Here is a 17,011-nt window from a genome sequence, read left to right as displayed (position 1 = left end):
GGTAAAATGCCCCCCATAGTCAAGATGGTGCTTTCGCAGTCGACATAATGCTTATCAGAAGAGGGGAGGGGGAAGGGAATACCGGCTGGCGCCCTGACGAAAACGGCGGCTGATCCTCCCTATCCTTCAGCTCTTCCCGAGCATCTCTCTGAATAGCCACAAGGGGAGTGATGGAGATTCTCGGGTTGGTCGAGCCAAGCTCTCCCAGCCCGAGACGCAATACCAAGCCATTTTTCAAATCGCCTGGAGGACGAAATATGGCGGAAATACGTTTCCCCCTCTGAGAAGGGCTATTTGCGATGCAGGCGATTTCGGTTCAGGCACATCTCGGGAAAGGAATCAGGCGGTTCTGAGCAAGGAAGCTTCGACGGCATCGGGGACGGTGATCAGGACGAACCAGTCCTTCGGATAGAGATAATCCTCGCCGCTTTCATCGATGATCCTGATGTCGCCGACTTTTTCAGCTTCCGGATCCGGGAGCACGCGGTAGATCTTGTGGCGTTCCAGGGAAGCCGGATAGCCCTCGTTTTTAAGACAAACAACAAATCCCGGCTGGGTTTTCTTTAAGTTGCGCATAGGTTTCCATTATTCGAGATAACGTTTTTTCTTAAACTCTTTTCTGCCTATTCCGTGGGCCTCGTACCAATGGAGCTCGGCCCTGACGACGCGCCCGTTTGTGAGGCGGATTTTAGCCTCCCCCTTCATCTTGCGCCATCGTCCGCTGCCGTACTGTTTCTCAAGCCTTGGAAGCTCCCGGATGCGTTTGCCGATGGCAATGGTCACAACGTTCGCAAACTCTTCCAGTATATCAAAATCGGGCATAGGGCTACGAGCGTCCCGCTTTTTCGAGGACGGTATCGAGGAAGCGAATGACTCTCTTCAAACCCGAGCCGCACAGGAAGGGCACATTCCCATCCGAGCGGCGCAGAAGAACGTGCTCCTACAACTTCTCGAGCTTCACCATGCATGCAGCGTAACACACGCGGGCAGTCCACGTCCATTCCCGCCCGGCTGTGACGAGGCCCGGCGGCGAGTTCGCCCGAAGACTTCGCCTCAAGCGGGTGGAAACCGGCGGTTTTCCGAGCCTCCACCCATGCGTACTCCTCGCCGGAAGCGGCCGAAGGGGCGTTTGCCGTCGCCCTGGGCCAGGCCGAGCCGGAGGCGGGAGCAGACGGTAACCCTTCCCCCGAGCAGCGCATGTTTTCGTGCAAAAAGAGGCTGGAGAGGGCGATGGAACGAGCAAACTCCTATTGATTGGAAATACAAACAGGAGCACTAAAGGTTCAGGCTTGTTTGCATGCAATAAATTATTGCGCAGCCTGGTTACGGGTAGTGGTAATCTAATGGCACAGGCTGAGAGTGCAACGGCGCCACATCCCAACGCAACCGATGAATGCCCATGCGGATCCCCGGCAGGGAGAGGAGGGTTCGTGAGGCAAAAAACAGGGAAAGCGGCCGAGCGGGTTTGGGAGCCTCGCGTCGAAACCTTCAATGGGTGTTGCCGATCGTGTTGGGGATCGTGATGCAATGTATTCGGAAAGCGTGGGGGGCAGGCGCATGAACAGGTTATGGCTGGCATTGCTGGTAATCGCGGCTGGTGTCGCCGGCAGCACGTCCGCTGCGGCCCAGGTCGGTGAGGACGGGGCGCGGGAACAATTCACCGTGCGGGTGGCGGTCGAGGAGGTGAGGCTCGACGCGGTGGTGCTCGACAAAAAGGGGCGGCCGATCACCGACCTGACCGCCGCGGATTTCGAGATCTACCAGGACACGCTGCCGCAGGAGGTGACGTCCGCGACCTACATCTCCAACCAAACCGCCCCGGAGGCGGCCCCCCGCCTGCCGGGGAAACGGCCGAAGGCGCTCGCGCCGCTCCCCGCCCCGGCGCCGGAGCCGGAGGAGGTGAACCGCACGATCGTGTTCGTGGTGGACGACATGTCGATGCGGTTCGAGCACGTCCATTACGCCCGGATGGCGATGCAGAATTTCGTGGAGAAGCAGATGCAGCCGGGCGACATGGTCGCCATCCTCAGGACGGGGTACGGCAACAGCGCGCTGCAGATGTTTCTCGCGGACAAGGGGCAGCTGCTGGCCCGGATCGAAAAGGTGCGCTGGGGATCCAACGCCGGGCGCGACGTCGAGTTCGACCGCGCCAACTACAACCTGAACTATATCTTCGACAGCCAGATCTCGACCATCCGCTACGCCCTGGGGGCGCTCGGGCGCCTTCCCGGGCGCAAGGCCGTGATCGTCCTTTCGGCGCAGCCCACCATCCCCAAGCCGATCTACACCACGGTGGAGGACATGTTCGCCGGCAAGGACATCGATTTCTACTACCGCGTCCTCAGGCAGTACAACCAGCTGGCCGACGAGGCGCTGCGGAGCGGGGCGGTGGTGCACGTGATGGACGTCCGGGGGCTCCTGGCCCCCGACACCAACGTCTGGACCCGGGGGGAAAGCCCCGGGAGGGACTTCAGCGGGTTCGGGGAGAACTTTTCGGACGGGCAGAACCCCCTGCCGCAGAAGACCGGCGGCACCTTCGTGCAGAACGCCAACTTCATGGTCGACGGGGTCGGGGAGGAAGTGGGGAACATGCTGCGGGGGTACTACCTCCTTTCCTACTCCCCCCCGGCGACGACGTTCAAGGAGAACCGCAGGGACATCTACCACCGCGTGACCATCAAGGTCAAACGGAAGGGGGCGACCGTGCACACGCGCGACGGCTTCTACGGGAGGGCGGCCGACGAGGCGGGTCCCCCGGAGCGGCACCCGCTCCAGGAGGCGATCTTCTCCCCCTTCCAGTTCAGGGACCTCGGCGTCAGCCTGGCCTCGGGCTACATCGACGGCGCCGGGGCGGGGTACGTGCTCCGCTCCTGGATCCACCTCGACTCCCGGAACCTGACCCTCAGGGAAAAGCCGGGGGAGGGGCATTTCGCCGAGGTCGAGACCGTGGCCCTGACCTCCGACATCGACGGCTGGGTGCACGACTCCCGGTTGCTCCGCTACCTCTTCCGGATCCCGGAGGAGAACCTCGACTGGGTGCGCGAGCACGGGATCCGTTTCTCGCTGCTCCTGCCGGTCAGGAAGCCGGGGGCCTATTACGTCCGCGCGGCGGTCCGGGACATCGATTCGGGCAAGATCGGGTCGGCCTACCAGTTCATCGAGATCCCCGACCTCGGGAAGGACCGGCTGGCGCTCTCCGACATCTTCGTTCTCGCCACGGCGGAAGACGCCGAGTGGATCCGCTCGGGGACGGCGCGGGAACTGGAGGAAACCGTCTTCACTCCGGTCCTGGGGCGGGACGACGGCCGCAGCCCGGCGCTGCGGCAATACGCCGCCGGGGACAACTTCCGGCACATGGCGGTGCTCTATCACGCGAAGGTCAAAAAGGAGGAGCCGGCCGACCTGGAACTGCAGTCGGTCCTTTACCGGGACGGCGTCGAGGTGTTCCGGAGCGCGCCGCAGCCGCTCGATGTCCGGGGGCTGACAAACTTCGACCGGATCCCCGTCACCCAGAAGCTCACCCTGGGGAAGGACCTGGCCGCGGGGGACTACGTGCTGGAGCTCCTGGCCCGGGACAAGCGGAGAAAGGAGAAGGACGGGCTCGTGTCCCAGGCGCTCGATTTCCAGATCACGGCGCCGCCGGCTTCACCCGCCGGACCGTGAGCTTCTCCCGCCTGGGGATGCCGTGGCCGGAGAGGGGGGCGATCTCGAACTCGATCGTGTCTCCCCTCAGCTTCCCCACGTAGAAATAGGAGCTGGTGCGGCCCCCGACCACCTGCTCGAGGGAGAAGGAGATCTTGTCCCCCGAGACCTTCCCGTCCCGGATCGGGTATTCGTACTCGGGGTAGGCCAGGACCGACCCTTTCAGCTCTCCGCCGTCGAGGTAGAAATCGAAGATCGTTCTGGCCAGGCTCCCGTCCGCGGCGGCCGTCTTCACCTCCCACTCCCCGCTGACGAGGTCCTCGTCCGGCGCCGCCAGGGCCGCCACGGCCGCCAGGGCCATGAAAACGGCAACAACGAGCGGCTCACCTCTCCGCGGTGTATTCATAACTCGCCATTATGACGGATTCGGCTCCCAAAGGCCACTGCCCCTGGCTCCCCCGTGAGGCGGGGGCGGGATGGGCGACCTGGCTGTTTTTTATCGTACTGTAAAATGGACTTGGCTATTTTTTACTTATGTGATAAATAGCCAGGATGGGGGAGCGCCATGGAACGCCGCTACATTCATCCGATGGTTCGGGAAGACCTGAAGTCGAAGATGGTCTTCGTCGCCGGTCCGCGACAATGCGGAAAGACTACCCTGGCCGAAGCGGTTCTGGAGGAATACGGCCGCGGGGCCTACTTCAACCTGGACAGCGCCCTGGATCGACGTACCGTGCTCAAGCAGCGGTGGGGTGAAGAAAAGGATCTGGTGGTTTTCGATGAACTTCACAAGTACGGGAGATGGAAGAGGTGGCTTAAGGGGGTTTTTGATACCCGGCCGCAAGGTCAGACCTATCTGGTGACCGGAAGCGCCCGGCTTGATGTGTATCGGCGGGGGGGTGATTCGATGCTTGGACGTTATCATCTCTGGCGGCTTCATCCCTTCTCTCTTTCCGAGTTGCCCCCTCAAGTGCCGCGCAGGGAGGCCCTGACCCGGTTGATGAACCTGGGCGGTTTTCCGGAACTTCTTCTTTCCGATAGCGAGCGGACCGCCCGCCGCCTGCGCCGGGAAAGAATGGACAGAGTCTTTCGGGAGGACATCCGGGATCTGGAGAATGTCCGGGACCTGTCGCTGTTGCGGCTCTTCCTGGATGCCCTGCGTAGCCGCGTAGGCAGCCCCGTCACGCTGGCGAAGCTTGCGGGGGATCTTGAAATCTCCCCGGTCACGGCAAAAAAGTGGCTGGAGCTCCTGGAGCGCATGTATGTGATCTTCACCGTCTGGCCCTTGTCCAGGGGGCTTCCCCGGGCCATTCGCAAACCTCCGAAGGTCTATTTCTACGATACCGGCGATGTCATCGGCGACGAGGGGGCCAAGGCTGAAAACCTGGTGGCCTGCGAACTCAAGAAGCTGGCCGAATTTCGGGAGGACTTCGAAGGATATCGGGTCGACCTCAAATACCTCAGGGACAAGGAGGGCCGGGAGATCGATTTTGCATGGATCGAGAACGGCAGGCTTCGGGAGCTTCTGGAGGTCAGACTCTCCGATGACGGTTTGCATAAGGCGCTGGTCTATTACGCGGAACGGATGAAGCCGGAGCGGGCCACCCAGGTTGTGTTCAACCTGCGCAGAAGCTATTCCCTGGCCCGGATGGATGTGGTTTCTCCCCTTGACCGATTTTGCGGGCGGCTGGCGCCGGAAGGATCCGCCGGAGCCTGAGGTTGCATGGCGTCCAGCCGGTCGCGGATCCCCTGCCAGGAGTTGCGGGCGCCGCACCCGGGGTTCGGGCACTTCAGGAGATTGGCGTAGGGGGTTTCCTCGCTCCGGAGCGCCCCCGTCCCGCAGGAGAAGCAGGGGAGGGCGAGCCGGTCGGCCAGGCGCTGGAGCGTCGCGGCGTCGATTCGCCGCAGCCGGCCGCACTCCCGGCAGAGCGCGACGACCCCCTCCTGGGTGATCGCGAGCTCCTCGGTCCGGCCGCACCCGGGGCAGGGCGTTCGGGTGAGCGCGGGTTCCAGTTCTGCCAGCCGTTCGAGCACCCGGTTGGGGCGGGCCGGAGGAGGGCCCGCTTCTTCCAGGGGCCCCTCTCCGGGCGGGGGGGAGAGCAGGTCTTCCATCCCCCCGGCGAGTCCCCACCCCCCTTCGTCCTCGTCGGGGGCGAAGTCCACGGCGGCGCCCGGCTCGAGTTCCAGGACGCAATCCTCCCCGCCCGCCCCCGTCAGGCGCACTCGCGCCTTCCCTTCGGCCGTTTCGACCAGCTCGATCCGCGCGACCCGAAGGATCAGCTCCATGTCATTTCCCCCCGCCGAGCCGCAGGGCCAGGGCCTTGATATGGGCCGGCGTCGTCCCGCAGCAGCCGCCGACGAGGCGCGCGCCCGCTTCGGCCGCGCGCACGGTCCCCGCGGCGAAATCCTCCGGCGTCATGCGGAACACGGTACGGCCGTCGACCAGCAGGGGACGGCCGGCGTTCGGCTGGATCATGACCGGCAGCGCGCACGACTCCCGGAAGAGGGGGACCAGGGCGGCCATTTCGAGGGGGGCGAGGTCGCCGCAGTTGGCGCCCACGGCCGTCGCTCCCGCCTCCTCCAGCGCCCGGGCGCAGTCGGCGACCGAGTTTCCCATCACCGTCCGCGCCCCCTTCGGCGTCATTTTGAACGTCATCGACACGAGGACGGGGAGCGCGGGCGCCGCCTCGCGGCACGCGCCCAGCGCCACGAGCGCTTCCGGGAGGCTGATCATGGTTTCCACGATGAAACCGTCCACCCCCCCTTCGGCCAGCGCCGCGGCCTGTTCGAGGTAGGCGGCGCGGGCGTCCTTTTCCGCGAGGGGCCCGACGGGAGCCAGCAGCTTCCCCGTGGTGCCGATATCGCCCAGGACGTACCGCCCCGTGCCGGCGGCCGAGCGCGCGATCGCGGCGCCGGCCCGGTTTCCCGCCTGGATGTCGACGCCCGACCCGGCCGCCTGCGCGGCGACGCGGTTCAGGGTCAGGGTATGGGTGATGATGAGGTCCGCGCCCGCGGCGGCGTAGGCCCGGTGGACCGCCCCGACGGCGTCGGGGTGGCTGAGGCAGGTTTCCGCCCCCATCGGCAGCCCGGCCTCGCCGAGCTGGGTCCCCATCCCCCCGTCGAGCAGCAGGGGGCGCCCGCCGGCCGTTATCCGTTCGTCGAGCGTCATACCCTGTTCCGGGTCCATGAAATCATCTTTCTCCACCTGCGGGGGACGGGGAGGCGGTGCGGGGTGACCGCCTCGCTCACGAAGCGCACGTCCTCCACGGAATAGAAGGCGTTGGGGTTGAACCGCTTGATCGTTTCGACCACCATCGGGATGTCGCTCCGCTCCACGATGGTGAAGATCACCTTGACCGGGCCGGTGGACCCCACCGCGTCGTGCGAGGTGACCCCGAAGCCGGAGGAGCGGAGGAAGGCGACCAGCCCGTCCCCCTCCCGGCGGGTGATGGTGCGGATGACGACCCTGCCGATGGAAAGGCGGTTTTCGATGACGAGGCCGATGATGTTCCCGGCGGCGAAGCCGGCGGCGTAGGCGATGTAGCAGAGCGGGTTGTCGAGGCTCTGGAAAATCTGCCGGATCACCATGAGCCAGATCAGGACCTGGACGAAGCCGAAAAACGCGGCCAGGTAGCGGAGGCTCCGGTTGATGAAGATGATGCGCAGCGTGTCGAGGCTCACGTCGGCGATCCGCGCCAGGAAGATCAGGAGCGGGAGCACCCCGTAGACGTAGAGCGGGGAATTGAGAAACGCCGGCATGTCCATGAAGACTTTGTATCATTTCCGGGGGATTTCGTCCACGGCCGCGATCCGGCCATAGGAAGGCGGATCGCCCCATGCTATCCTGACTGCATGTTCATCAAGACCCTGAGGACCGCCCGGCGCTGGATCATGATCGTCTTCGGCTTCACGCTGATGGGCCTGGGCCTGCTTTTGGCCATCCCGGGGATTCCCGGGCCCGGCCTGGCCGTGGTCTGGGCCGGCCTGGCCATCCTGGCGGTCGAGTTCCTCTGGGCCCGCCGGCTGTTGAAGAGGTTCCAGGAGGAGGGGATGCGGCTGAAGGACCTCCTCTTCCGCAGGAAGGGGGGGCGGCCAAAGCCGGACCCGGCGCCGGGGACGCAGGCATCGGGGACCGACTAGTCCAGCGCTTCGGACCGCCGCTCCGGCAGGAGCATGGAGGCCGCCACCGAGAGTCCGAGCAGGCAGGCGATGACGCCGAGCGACAGGGCGATGGGCACCCGCACCAGGTCCACGAGCAGCATCTTGACCCCGACGAAGGCGAGCACCAGGCCGAGCCCCACCTTGAGGTAGCGGAAGCGCCCCAGCATCCCCGCGAGCAAAAAGAAGAGGGCGCGCAGCCCCAGGACCGCGAAGATGTTGGAAGTGAAGACGATGAAGGGGTCGCGGGTGATGGCGAAGACGGCGGGGATCGAGTCGAGGGCGAAGACGATGTCGGTCGCCTCGATCATGACGAGGACCGCGAGCAGGGGGGTGGCGAACCAGCGCCCGGCGCGCCGGACCACGAAGCGGGCGCCGTGGTACTCCGGCACCGAGGGGAGGACGCGCCGGATCAGGCGCAGCACGGGGTTGCGCTCCGGCTCGATCCCCTCGTCCCGCGCCGCCAGGAGCTTGAGGCCGGTGAAGACCAGGAAGGCGCCGAACAGGTAGAGGACCCAGTGAAAGGCGGCGATCAGGGCCGTCCCCGCCGCGATGAAGAGGGCGCGCATGACCAGGGCGCCGAGGATGCCCCAGAAGAGGACCCGGTGCCGGAGCGCCGCGGGAACCGCGAAGTAGGTGAAGAGGACCAGGAAGACGAAGAGGTTGTCGACCGAGAGGGCTTTTTCGATCAGGTAGCCGGTAAAAAACTCCAGGGCCCGCTCCCGCCCGAACCAGTGATAGATCCCCGCGTTGAACAGCAGGGCGAGCGCGATCCAGACCAGGGACCAGGCGAGGGCCTCCCGCGTGCTCACCTCGTGCGCCCGGCGGTGGAACACCCCCAGGTCGAGCGCCAACATCGCCAGGATGAAGATGATGAACCCGGCCCACAGCTCCGGCGTGCCGATCCCCGCTCCCATGAGACTCCGCTCCTCTCCAGTGGACGCCCATCATACGGGGTCCCCGTTACTTCGACAAACAGATAATATAAGCTTTATCATTCGATTCAGACGAAGTATGATCCCGCCATGGAATGGATCAACTACCACCACCTGCTCTACTTCTGGCGCGTCGCGCGCGAAGGGGGGCTCGCCCGCGCGAGCGCCGGACTCGGCCTGGCGCAGTCGACCGTCAGCAAGCAGATCCACCAGCTCGAGGCGGCGCTCGGCCACCCCCTCTTCGCCCGCAAGGGGCGGCGCCTGGTCCTGACCGAAAGCGGCAGGGTGGTCTACCGCTACGCGGAGGAGATCTTCAGCCTGGGGCGGGAGCTTGTGGACACCCTGGGGGACCGCCCGGTCGGCCAGCCGCTCAGGGTCACGGTCGGGGTGGCCGACGTGGTGCCCAAACTCGTGGCGGAACGGGTGCTCCTGCCGGCGTTCGCTTCGGGGCCGGTGCGCCTCGTCTGCCGGGAAGGGCGGTCGGACCGGCTCCTGGCCGAGCTGGCACTGTACGAGCTCGACCTGGTCCTGACCGACGCCCCGGCCGCCCCGACCGCGAAGGTCCGGGCCTACAGCCGCCTGCTCGGGGGGTCGGAGGTGGCCTTTTTCGCCCGGCCGCCCCTGGCCTCCCGGCTGCGGCGCGGCTTCCCCCGCTCCCTCGACGGCGCCCCGCTCCTCCTCCCCACCGCCGACACGATGATGCGGCGCTCGCTCGAGCGGTGGTTTGCCGACCGCGGCCTCCGCCCCGCCCTGCTGGGGGAGTTCGAGGACAGCGCCCTGCTGGGCGCCTTCGGCCAGCAGGGGGTCGGGGCCTTCCCCGCCCCCACGGTGATCCGCCGGGAGATCGAGGGGCAGCTCGGGGTGCGCTGGGTGGGCGACGCCTCCGGGGTGCGGGAGTCGCTCTACGCGCTGACGGCCGAGCGCCGGATCCAGAACCCGGCCGTGGCCGGCATCTGCGACGCGGCGGAAGCGTGGTTGGGGACCTCGGCCGGCAAAGATCGTTGATCCGGCGGCCCGCGGCCGGGTTACAATCGCCCCATTCCGATCAGGCGACGTTTTTTCTAAGAAAATCCGCGGACGATCGTCATTCAGGGTAGAGAGACGGCAAACAACGACGAGGGCCGAGCATGCCGGACGCCAGCTGGATTTCACCCATCCTCGACGAGTACGAAGGGCCGCTCGTGCGCTACGCCTCTCACATCACCCGGGATCCCGAGCGGGCGCGCGAGGTGGTGCAGGACACCTTCCTCCAGCTCTGCCGCCGGGGCCCCGGCCCGATCCGCGACCACCTGGGGCAGTGGCTCTACACCGTCTGCCGCAACCGCGCCCTGGATGTGCTTAGAAAGGAGCGACGCATGACCGGAATCAGCGCTGCCCGGCTCGGCGCCCGACCTCACCCGGGGCCCGAAATATCGGCGGCCCTGGAGCTGCAGGAGCGCCTGGCCGGCATTCTGAAAATCCTCGACACCCTCCCCGCCAACCAGCAGGAGGTCCTGCGGCTCAAGTTCCAGGGGGATCTGAGCTACCAGGAGATCAGCCGCGTCACCGGCCTGTCGGTGAGCAACGTCGGTTTTCTCATCCACGCGGGACTGAAGACCATCCGGGAAAGGGTCCGGACCGAACCGGCCCCGGGGAGGGCGAAATGAACAGAGACCTGAACGACCCCATCTGGACCGCCTACGCGCTCGGGGAGGTCACCGATGAAAAGGAGCGGGCGGAACTGGAAGCGATCGTGGGCGCATCCCCCGAAATCGCCGCGCTGGTGGCGGAGATCCGAGAGACGGCCGACCTCCTCGCGCGCGAGCTGATGACGGGGCCGGAGCCGGGCCTGGCGCCGGCCCAGCGAGCGGCCGTCCAGACGCGGGCGGCATCCGGAAAAACCTGGTTCGGGGTGCGCCCCGCCTGGGCCCTGGCGGCCGCCGCGGCCGTGATCCTCTTCGTGTCCTTCCTGGCGCAGCGGCAGCTGTTCCGGCCCGACCCCGGCCGGGAGCGGATGGCCGCCGTCCTCCATCAGACCGCCGAAAGCGCGGTCCCGCCGCCGGCTATGGAGGAGAAGAGCCTGGCGCCGGCCGGGCCTTCGGCCCCGCAACCCGAAAGAGCCGAATCCGCCCCTCCGGAGGCCGACGCTGCAGCCGCGCCGGGCCCGGTACCCGCGCTCCCGTCGCCGGTGCAGGAGACGTCGGTTCCGCAGCCGCCTCCCAGCGGCAACGAACGCACCGAGGGCCCCCAGAATTTGCTTTTGGAGGAATCTCTTGCCCAGCTGCCTCTGGCCTCGAACGACGTGATGGACCTGATCAACATCATGGGCGGCGTGGTCAAGGCCGAGGACCCCATCTTCAGCGACAACACCCAGACCTTCGCGGGCGTGGCGGCCGGGAACATCAATATCCAGCGCGACGGGGTCACGGTGAGCGAGGTCCGGCACAAATCGGGGACCGTATCCCGGAGCCGCGTCGATCCGGAACTTGTGGGCGAGTTTAAAAGGCTCCTTGCGCCCGTGGATGCGGAGATGGGGCGTGGCGTGGTGCGCGGGCCGGGCGGGGGTTTCAACACCGAAGCGTACGCCGCGCGGACCGAAAACCCCTTCCTCGACGCGCTGGAGAATCCCCTCTCCACCTTTTCGATCGACGTGGACACGGCGTCCTACTCGAACGTGAGGCGGTTCCTGGAAAGCGGGCGGAGGCCACCCGCCGACGCCGTCCGGATCGAGGAGCTGGTCAACTACTTCGATTACGCCTACGCGCCCCCGACCGACGGCAAGCCCTTCGCCGTCCACTTCGAGCTGGCCGAGGCCCCCTGGCAGCCGGAGCACCGGCTGCTGCGCATCGGCCTCAAGGGGCGGGAGATCGAGGCGGGGAAGCGGCCGGCGAGCAACCTCGTCTTTCTCATCGACGTTTCCGGGTCGATGGCGCCTCGCAACAAGCTCCCGCTCGTGAAGGAGGCCCTGGGGCTGCTGGTGGACCGGATGACCGAGTCGGACCGGGTCGCCATCGTGGTCTACGCGGGGAACACGCGCGTGTGGCTCCCCCCGACCGGGGGGGACCGCAAGGAGCGGATCCGGGAGGCGATCGGCGAACTGCGCTCCGGGGGGAGCACGGCGGGCGCCTCCGGGATCCGGCTGGCTTACCGGACGGCCGAGGAGAACTTCATCCGCGGGGGGGTCAACCGCGTCATCCTCGCCACCGACGGCGACTTCAACGTCGGCGTCACCAGCCACGGGGAGCTGACGCGCCTCATCGAGGAGAAGGCCGACACCGGCGTCTACCTCAGCGCCCTGGGGTTCGGGATGGGGAACTACAAGGACTCCACCCTGGAGCTGCTGGCCGACCGGGGGCGGGGCAATTACGCCTACATCGACGGTCTCGGCGAGGCGAAAAAGGTGCTGGTGGAGCAGATGGACGCGACGCTGGTGGCGATCGCCAGGGACGTGAAGATCCAGGTGGAGTTCAACCCCCGGCACGTGGGGGCCTACCGCCTGATCGGGTACGAGAACCGCCTCATGGCGAAGGAGGACTTCAACGACGACGCCAAACGGGCGGGCGTGATCGGGGCGGGACACGCCGTGACCGCGCTCTACGAGCTGGTGCCTCCGGAAGCGGCGGGGAAACCTGGAGTGGACCCGCTCAAGTACCGGAAGCCGGCGCCGGTCTCGGCCGCGGCCGCGGGCGACGAGCTGGTTACGGTCAAGATCCGCTCCAAGGAGCCGGAAGGGGACCGGAGCGTGCTTTACGAGTACACGGTCAAAAACGCGCCCGGGAAGTTCGCCCGCGCCTCGGGGGACTTCAAGTTCGCCGCAGCCGTCGCCGCCTTCGGCCTGGTCCTCGGCGATTCCGCCCACCGGGGCAGCGCCGATCTCGAACGCGCGCTCGAGTGGGCTAAGGAGGGGAAGGGGGCCGACCCGAACGGCTACCGCGGGGAGTTCATCCGCCTGGTCCACCGGGCCATCTCCTTCGGGAAATAGGCCCGGAATCCCGGCCGGCCCCGTTTTCTGATACAATCGCCTCATCGGCCATAGCGGACTTGAGAAAATCTGGAACGGGACGGGGCGGGCGCGTATGTCACATTGCGGCCCCCTTGAGGACGCCGGGACCGGGCGCGGATCGGCACCGGAGAGACCGGAGTGAGGATGGGAGGGGCGCCGGGAAACGACGATTCGGGCCTGATCCGGGCGGCGCGCGACGGCGACCGGGATGCCTTCGGCCTGCTGGTGGAGCGGTACCGGGACGCGGTGTGGCGGACGGTGCGCCGCACCCTGGGCAACACGGCCGACGCCGAGGACGCGGTCCAGGAGGTTTTCATCCGCGCCCTGGTGGGGCTCGACCGGTTCGACCCGCGCTACCCCTTCGCCCCCTGGATCCTCCGGATCGCCGCCAACTACTGTATCGACCGGCTCCGGCGGCGGAAGACGGACCGGACCCGGCTCTGGAGCGACCTATCGGAGTCGGAGGAGCGGCGGGTGCTCGAGCGGATGTCCACCCTCCCGCACGCTGATGAGGGGGAGCCCGACCGGGGCCGGTATCTCGAGGTGGCCCGGGGGCTGCTCGAACGGCTCCCCGCGAAGCGGCGCATGGCGTTCGTGCTCCGGGAGATCGAGGGGCGGGAGTACGCCGAGGTCGCCGCTGCCCTGGGGGTCCCGGAGACTACCGCCCGCGTGCGCGTCTGGCGCGCGCGCCACGAGCTCCACCGGGAGTTTCGGAAACTGGAGAAGAAGGGGGAAGGATGAAAAGGCCCTGCAGCCTGTTTGACCGTTACCGGGACGGCATGCTCGATCCCCTGGAGGCGCGGCGGTTCGAGTCCCACCTCGACTCCTGCCCCTCCTGCCGGGAGCGGCGGCTGCTCCTGGACAACCTCGCGCACCTGGTCCGGGAGGAGGAGATCGGGACGGCGCGCCTGGCGTCCCGGGCGATCGCCGGGCGCGCGTTCGACCGTGGGCGCTCCTGGGACGTGCTCCTCCTCTCCTGGCTGCGCCCCGCCCCCGTCTGGTCCGGGCTGGCCGCGCTGGCGCTTTTGCTGCTCCTGTTCGGGGGGGGCTCTCCCGGCCCGGCCCCGGAACCGGCGGGACTGGACGCGCTGTTGGCCACGGCGGGTACCGAGCGCCCGGTCGAGGAGTTCGGGGACGAGGAAATGGAATCGTGGCTGACGGGGGGGGACCTCCGATGAAGACGAGGCAGAGCGCCCTGGCCGTCATCGTCGCCGTGCTCCTGGTCGGCGTCCTGCTGGGCTGGGGGGGGCGTCATTTTCTGGGGATCCCGGGGCACCCGGCCGCGGGCGAGGCGGGGCGGACCCGGGCGCACACCGACCGGCTGGCCGCCCGGCTCGACCTCAGCGGGGAGCAGCAGGCCCGGCTCCACGAGATCCTGGAGGAAAGCCGCGGCCGGATCGCCCGCAGCAGGACGGGGTGGGAGTCGGAGCTCGAGGCCATCCGCAAGGAGACCAACGACCACATCGCCGCCATCCTCGACGAGGGGCAGAAGAAGAAGTATCTCGAGATCCTCGAGGAGGCCGACCGGCGCGGCCGCTCGTCCCACGAGGGACGCGGCGGCCACGGCCGGCGCTGACGATCCATTCTCCTAAAACCGGAAGGTGTACTGCAGCTTGACCGTCCCGCGGTCGAAGCTCGACACGTAGTCGTGCTCGAAAGTCCTGAACCAGCCCCGGTTCCAGACGAAGAAGAGGTCGCTCCCCGGTTTGAGGATCCAGCGGAAGCGGGTCTGGAAGCCGAGGATGCGCGATTCCGTGTCGTACTGCACCAGGTTGGCCCAGGAGACGTTGGGGGTGAAGTTGACGTTGCCCCGCAGCGAGAAGAGCTGGGTGAAGAAATCGCCCGCCGGCAGGCTGACGTCGGCCCGCTCCGCCCCCGCGCCGACGAGGAGGTGGTGGCTCGGCTTGAGGGTCAGGTCGAGCGCCAGGTCCCTCCGCGTCCCGTCGTAGAAGCTGCCGAACTGGGCCTCGAAGGAGGCCACCCAGGGGCGCTTGGTCGCCGTCTCCACGCTCACGCCGTAGCGGTCGAAGCGGTAGGCGCCGGCGGGGACGGTGACCTCCCGGCTGATCGGGAAGGGGACGGTGAGGCGCTCGAACTGGGGGACGATCGAGACCTCGAACTCGTCCCCCGAGTTGAACTCCACTTCCAGGGGGGTGATGTCCAGCCGCCAGTTGTCCACCCGGTTGTCCAGGTCGGTGATCAGTTCCGGGAAGAGCTGGAAACTGACCTGCCGGATCCCGGCCTTTTCGGGCCGGGGGCGGAACATGAACATCGCGTTGGTCTTGCGGATCCCGGTCCGGGGTGCGAAGCCCAGCGCGGGGCGGAAGTCCTCCCCGATCTGTTTCCAGGAGAGGTTGGCGAACCAGAGGTCGTTGGGGTAGTCGATGAAAAAGCCTCCCGCGAAACCGGAGCTGTCGCTCGCCTCGTCGTCGGTGCGGAAGGCGAAGAGGCTGAGGCTGAGGTTCTTGTCCCCCATGAAGGTGGAGGTGGCCAGGCGCGCGTCGGCCCCCACCAGGGTGTTGCCCCCCTCCCCTGAGGGGTTGCCGCGGGTGAAGATCCCCCCCACGTACGACTGCTTCCAGAAATCGCGGCTGACGCGCGCGGCCAGCAGGTTCTGCCCGTCGAGCCCGACCGGGTCGACCCCGTCGGTCTGGACGTCGAGCAGCCCGATGTTGTACCCCGACTGGCGCCCGGTGATCTTGGCGCCGACCAGGACCGGCACCTCGGTCGCGATCCCGTTCTGCTCCATCAGGCCGATGCGGCGGCTGAAGAAGGGGATGAGGTCGGGCATCATGGGGATGCCGGTCACGACGTCGAACACCCCCGCCCCCTCGAGGAAGAAGGCGCGTTTTTCGGGGTAGAAGAGGTCGAAGCGGGTCAGGTTGACCTGGCGTGCGTCCACCTCGGTCTCGGCGAAATCGGTGTTGACGGTCAGGGACGCGTTCAGGTTGGGGGCCAGGTTCTTCGAAACGTCCAGCCCGCCGTCCACCTTCCATTCGTTCCCCTCACGGCGCGCCACCAGCCCGTAGGGGCGGATGTCGAGGCCCAGTCCCTGGCGCACATCGGGGATCCCCTGGAGGCGCCCCGCCTCGGCGAGGTTGCTGATCCAGATGTCGCGCCGCGCCCCCGACCAGCGGACGGTCTCGTTCCGGCGCTTGATGACGCGCTGGACGTTGAGCCCCCAGACCTCCTGCCCGGGCTTGAAGCGGAGGCTCTTCCAGGGGATTTCGATTTCGGCCGTCCACCCCTCGTCCGTGATCCGGGCGTGGGCGTTCCAGATCCCGTCCCAGTCCAGGCTGGGGAACTCGGCGCTGTTGGAGATCTGCCCGTCGGCGCGCGCGCCGTTCGGGTTGATCTTGAAGAAGAAGCCGTTGCGGTGGTCGAAAAAGGGGTCGAGCACCACCGAGACGCTGTCGTCCACGTCGAGGTCGGCATCGCGGGTGAGTTCGGTGGCGATGATCCCCTCCGGGGAGCGGTCGAAGCAGGCGACGCCGAAGTAGAGCGCGTCCTTGTCCACCAGGACCCGGATCTCGGTCCTCTCGCTGGGGCTGCCCCCCTCATCCGGGAGGACCTGCGTCAGCTCGCCGATCGGGACGGCGGCCGCCCACGCCGCCTCGTCCAGGCGCCCGTCGAGGCGGATCTCCCCGGCGGCGCTCGAGGCGCGCCCCTCGGGAGGCTGGGCATGAAGGAGCGGCGCGCCGAGGGCGCCAAGGATGATGGCCGCAGAGCGGCTCCAGGTGTAAAGGCGTGTCGGTGACAACAGATGCATGCGGTTTCCCCCAAAAATTTGCCAAAAACTTCCGGGGGGAATACGCGCGCCGGGCGGGGCGTTCCAAAAAAATCGGCCCGATCGGGCCGATTTTCCTGAAAACGCGAAAGACGGGGGCCTTATTCGAACTGGAGGTTGCGCTCGAAGTCGGAGGCGGAGGTGGCGGCCGATTTGGCCGTCTCGAGCGAAATCGTGCCGGCGCGGTAGAGGTCGGTCAGGTGCTGGTCGAACGTCTGCATCCCGTAATGCTCGCGCCCCTTCTCGATGTACTCCTTCATCATGTGGATCTTGTCGGGGTCGGCGATGCATTCCTGGATGGTGGTGGTGCGCCGCATGATCTCGCACGCCGCCACCCGTCCGCTCCGGTCCGCCTTCTGCAGGAGGCGCTGGGAGACGACGCCCAGCAGGGTCTCCGAAAGGCGCAGCCGGGCCGCGGCCTGCTCGGAGGGGTCGAAGACGCTGAGAATCCGGTTGATGGTGCGCGGGGCGTCGGTGGTGTGGACCGTCGACAGCACCAGGTGCCCG

Annotated in this window: 18 protein-coding genes; 9 read left to right on the top strand and 9 right to left on the bottom strand. The window is 67.1% G+C overall.

Going from position 1 to position 17,011, the window contains the following annotated elements; all coding sequences use genetic code 11:
- Positions 1-339: 339 nt before the first annotated feature.
- On the bottom strand, positions 340-576 hold the full coding sequence (locus GXY47_06840; GenBank protein NLV30859.1) for a hypothetical protein: 237 nt from the start codon (positions 574-576) through the stop codon (positions 340-342).
- Positions 577-585: 9 nt separating this feature from the next.
- On the bottom strand, positions 586-822 hold the full coding sequence (locus tag GXY47_06835; GenBank protein NLV30858.1) for a hypothetical protein: 237 nt from the start codon (positions 820-822) through the stop codon (positions 586-588).
- Positions 823-1,557: 735 nt separating this feature from the next.
- Here GXY47_06835 and GXY47_06830 point away from each other — a divergent pair.
- Positions 1,558-3,663 (top strand): VWA domain-containing protein, encoded by a 2,106-nt coding sequence (locus GXY47_06830; GenBank protein ID NLV30857.1) that lies wholly within the window; start codon positions 1,558-1,560, stop codon positions 3,661-3,663.
- Here GXY47_06830 and GXY47_06825 read toward each other — a convergent pair.
- Entirely contained in the window at positions 3,629-4,048 is a 420-nt protein-coding gene (locus GXY47_06825) for a hypothetical protein (protein ID NLV30856.1), read from the bottom strand. The two genes, GXY47_06830 and GXY47_06825, sit on opposite strands and share 35 nt — an antisense overlap.
- 159 nt (positions 4,049-4,207) lie before the next feature.
- On the opposite strand from GXY47_06825, the gene GXY47_06820 reads away from it, so the two are divergent.
- Positions 4,208-5,359, top strand: a complete 1,152-nt coding sequence (locus GXY47_06820; GenBank protein NLV30855.1) for an ATP-binding protein — start codon at positions 4,208-4,210, stop codon at positions 5,357-5,359.
- On the opposite strand, the gene GXY47_06815 is transcribed toward GXY47_06820, so the two are convergent.
- The 3 genes from GXY47_06815 to GXY47_06805 are packed head-to-tail and all read right to left on the bottom strand — an operon-like array spanning position 5,275 to position 7,407.
- Positions 5,275-5,928: a hypothetical protein gene (locus GXY47_06815; protein ID NLV30854.1), complete on the bottom strand. Its 654-nt coding sequence runs from the start codon at positions 5,926-5,928 to the stop codon at positions 5,275-5,277. The two genes, GXY47_06820 and GXY47_06815, sit on opposite strands and share 85 nt — an antisense overlap.
- Before the next feature lies 1 nt (position 5,929).
- Positions 5,930-6,829 carry a methionine synthase I, cobalamin-binding domain-containing protein gene (locus tag GXY47_06810; GenBank protein NLV30853.1) on the bottom strand — a complete coding sequence of 300 codons (900 nt, stop codon included), beginning with the start codon at positions 6,827-6,829 and terminating at the stop codon, positions 5,930-5,932.
- Entirely contained in the window at positions 6,808-7,407 is a 600-nt protein-coding gene (locus GXY47_06805; GenBank protein NLV30852.1) for a DUF2179 domain-containing protein, read from the bottom strand. The genes GXY47_06810 and GXY47_06805 overlap by 22 nt, the downstream gene beginning before the upstream one ends.
- Before the next feature lie 87 nt (positions 7,408-7,494).
- Between GXY47_06805 and GXY47_06800 the strand changes: the two genes are divergently transcribed.
- On the top strand, positions 7,495-7,782 hold the full coding sequence (locus GXY47_06800) for a hypothetical protein (protein ID NLV30851.1): 288 nt from the start codon (positions 7,495-7,497) through the stop codon (positions 7,780-7,782).
- Here GXY47_06800 and GXY47_06795 read toward each other — a convergent pair.
- Positions 7,779-8,717 (bottom strand): TerC family protein, encoded by a 939-nt coding sequence (locus tag GXY47_06795; GenBank protein NLV30850.1) that lies wholly within the window; start codon positions 8,715-8,717, stop codon positions 7,779-7,781. The genes GXY47_06800 and GXY47_06795 overlap by 4 nt on opposite strands.
- Before the next feature lie 108 nt (positions 8,718-8,825).
- On the opposite strand from GXY47_06795, the gene nhaR reads away from it, so the two are divergent.
- From nhaR to GXY47_06765, 6 genes are all read left to right on the top strand, one after another.
- A complete protein-coding gene (gene nhaR, locus GXY47_06790; protein ID NLV30849.1) occupies positions 8,826-9,740 on the top strand; it encodes a transcriptional activator NhaR in 915 nt (304 codons plus the stop codon).
- A 122-nt stretch (positions 9,741-9,862) separates the two neighbouring features.
- Positions 9,863-10,381: a sigma-70 family RNA polymerase sigma factor gene (locus GXY47_06785; protein ID NLV30848.1), complete on the top strand. Its 519-nt coding sequence runs from the start codon at positions 9,863-9,865 to the stop codon at positions 10,379-10,381.
- Between the two features lie 638 nt (positions 10,382-11,019).
- A complete protein-coding gene (locus tag GXY47_06780) occupies positions 11,020-12,696 on the top strand; it encodes a VWA domain-containing protein (protein ID NLV30847.1) in 1,677 nt (558 codons plus the stop codon).
- A 159-nt stretch (positions 12,697-12,855) separates the two neighbouring features.
- A complete protein-coding gene (locus GXY47_06775) occupies positions 12,856-13,458 on the top strand; it encodes a sigma-70 family RNA polymerase sigma factor (protein NLV30846.1) in 603 nt (200 codons plus the stop codon).
- Positions 13,455-13,895 (top strand): hypothetical protein, encoded by a 441-nt coding sequence (locus tag GXY47_06770; protein ID NLV30845.1) that lies wholly within the window; start codon positions 13,455-13,457, stop codon positions 13,893-13,895. The genes GXY47_06775 and GXY47_06770 overlap by 4 nt, the downstream gene beginning before the upstream one ends.
- Positions 13,892-14,293: a hypothetical protein gene (locus GXY47_06765; GenBank protein ID NLV30844.1), complete on the top strand. Its 402-nt coding sequence runs from the start codon at positions 13,892-13,894 to the stop codon at positions 14,291-14,293. Before GXY47_06770 ends, GXY47_06765 begins: the two co-directional genes overlap by 4 nt.
- Before the next feature lie 12 nt (positions 14,294-14,305).
- Here GXY47_06765 and GXY47_06760 read toward each other — a convergent pair whose 3' ends face one another.
- Both GXY47_06760 and GXY47_06755 read right to left on the bottom strand, forming a co-directional pair.
- Positions 14,306-16,486, bottom strand: a complete 2,181-nt coding sequence (locus GXY47_06760) for a carbohydrate binding family 9 domain-containing protein (protein ID NLV30843.1) — start codon at positions 16,484-16,486, stop codon at positions 14,306-14,308.
- A gap of 119 nt (positions 16,487-16,605) precedes the next feature.
- The coding region (locus tag GXY47_06755) for a type IV pili twitching motility protein PilT (GenBank protein NLV30842.1) at positions 16,606-17,011 on the bottom strand (406 nt) is incomplete at its 5' end.

This window comes from Acidobacteriota bacterium (assembly GCA_012729555.1).
In the GTDB taxonomy this organism is placed as follows: domain Bacteria; phylum Acidobacteriota; class UBA6911; order UBA6911; family UBA6911; genus UBA6911.
Note: the sequence above shows the minus strand (reverse complement) of the source record. Positions and strands in the feature narration are given on the sequence as shown.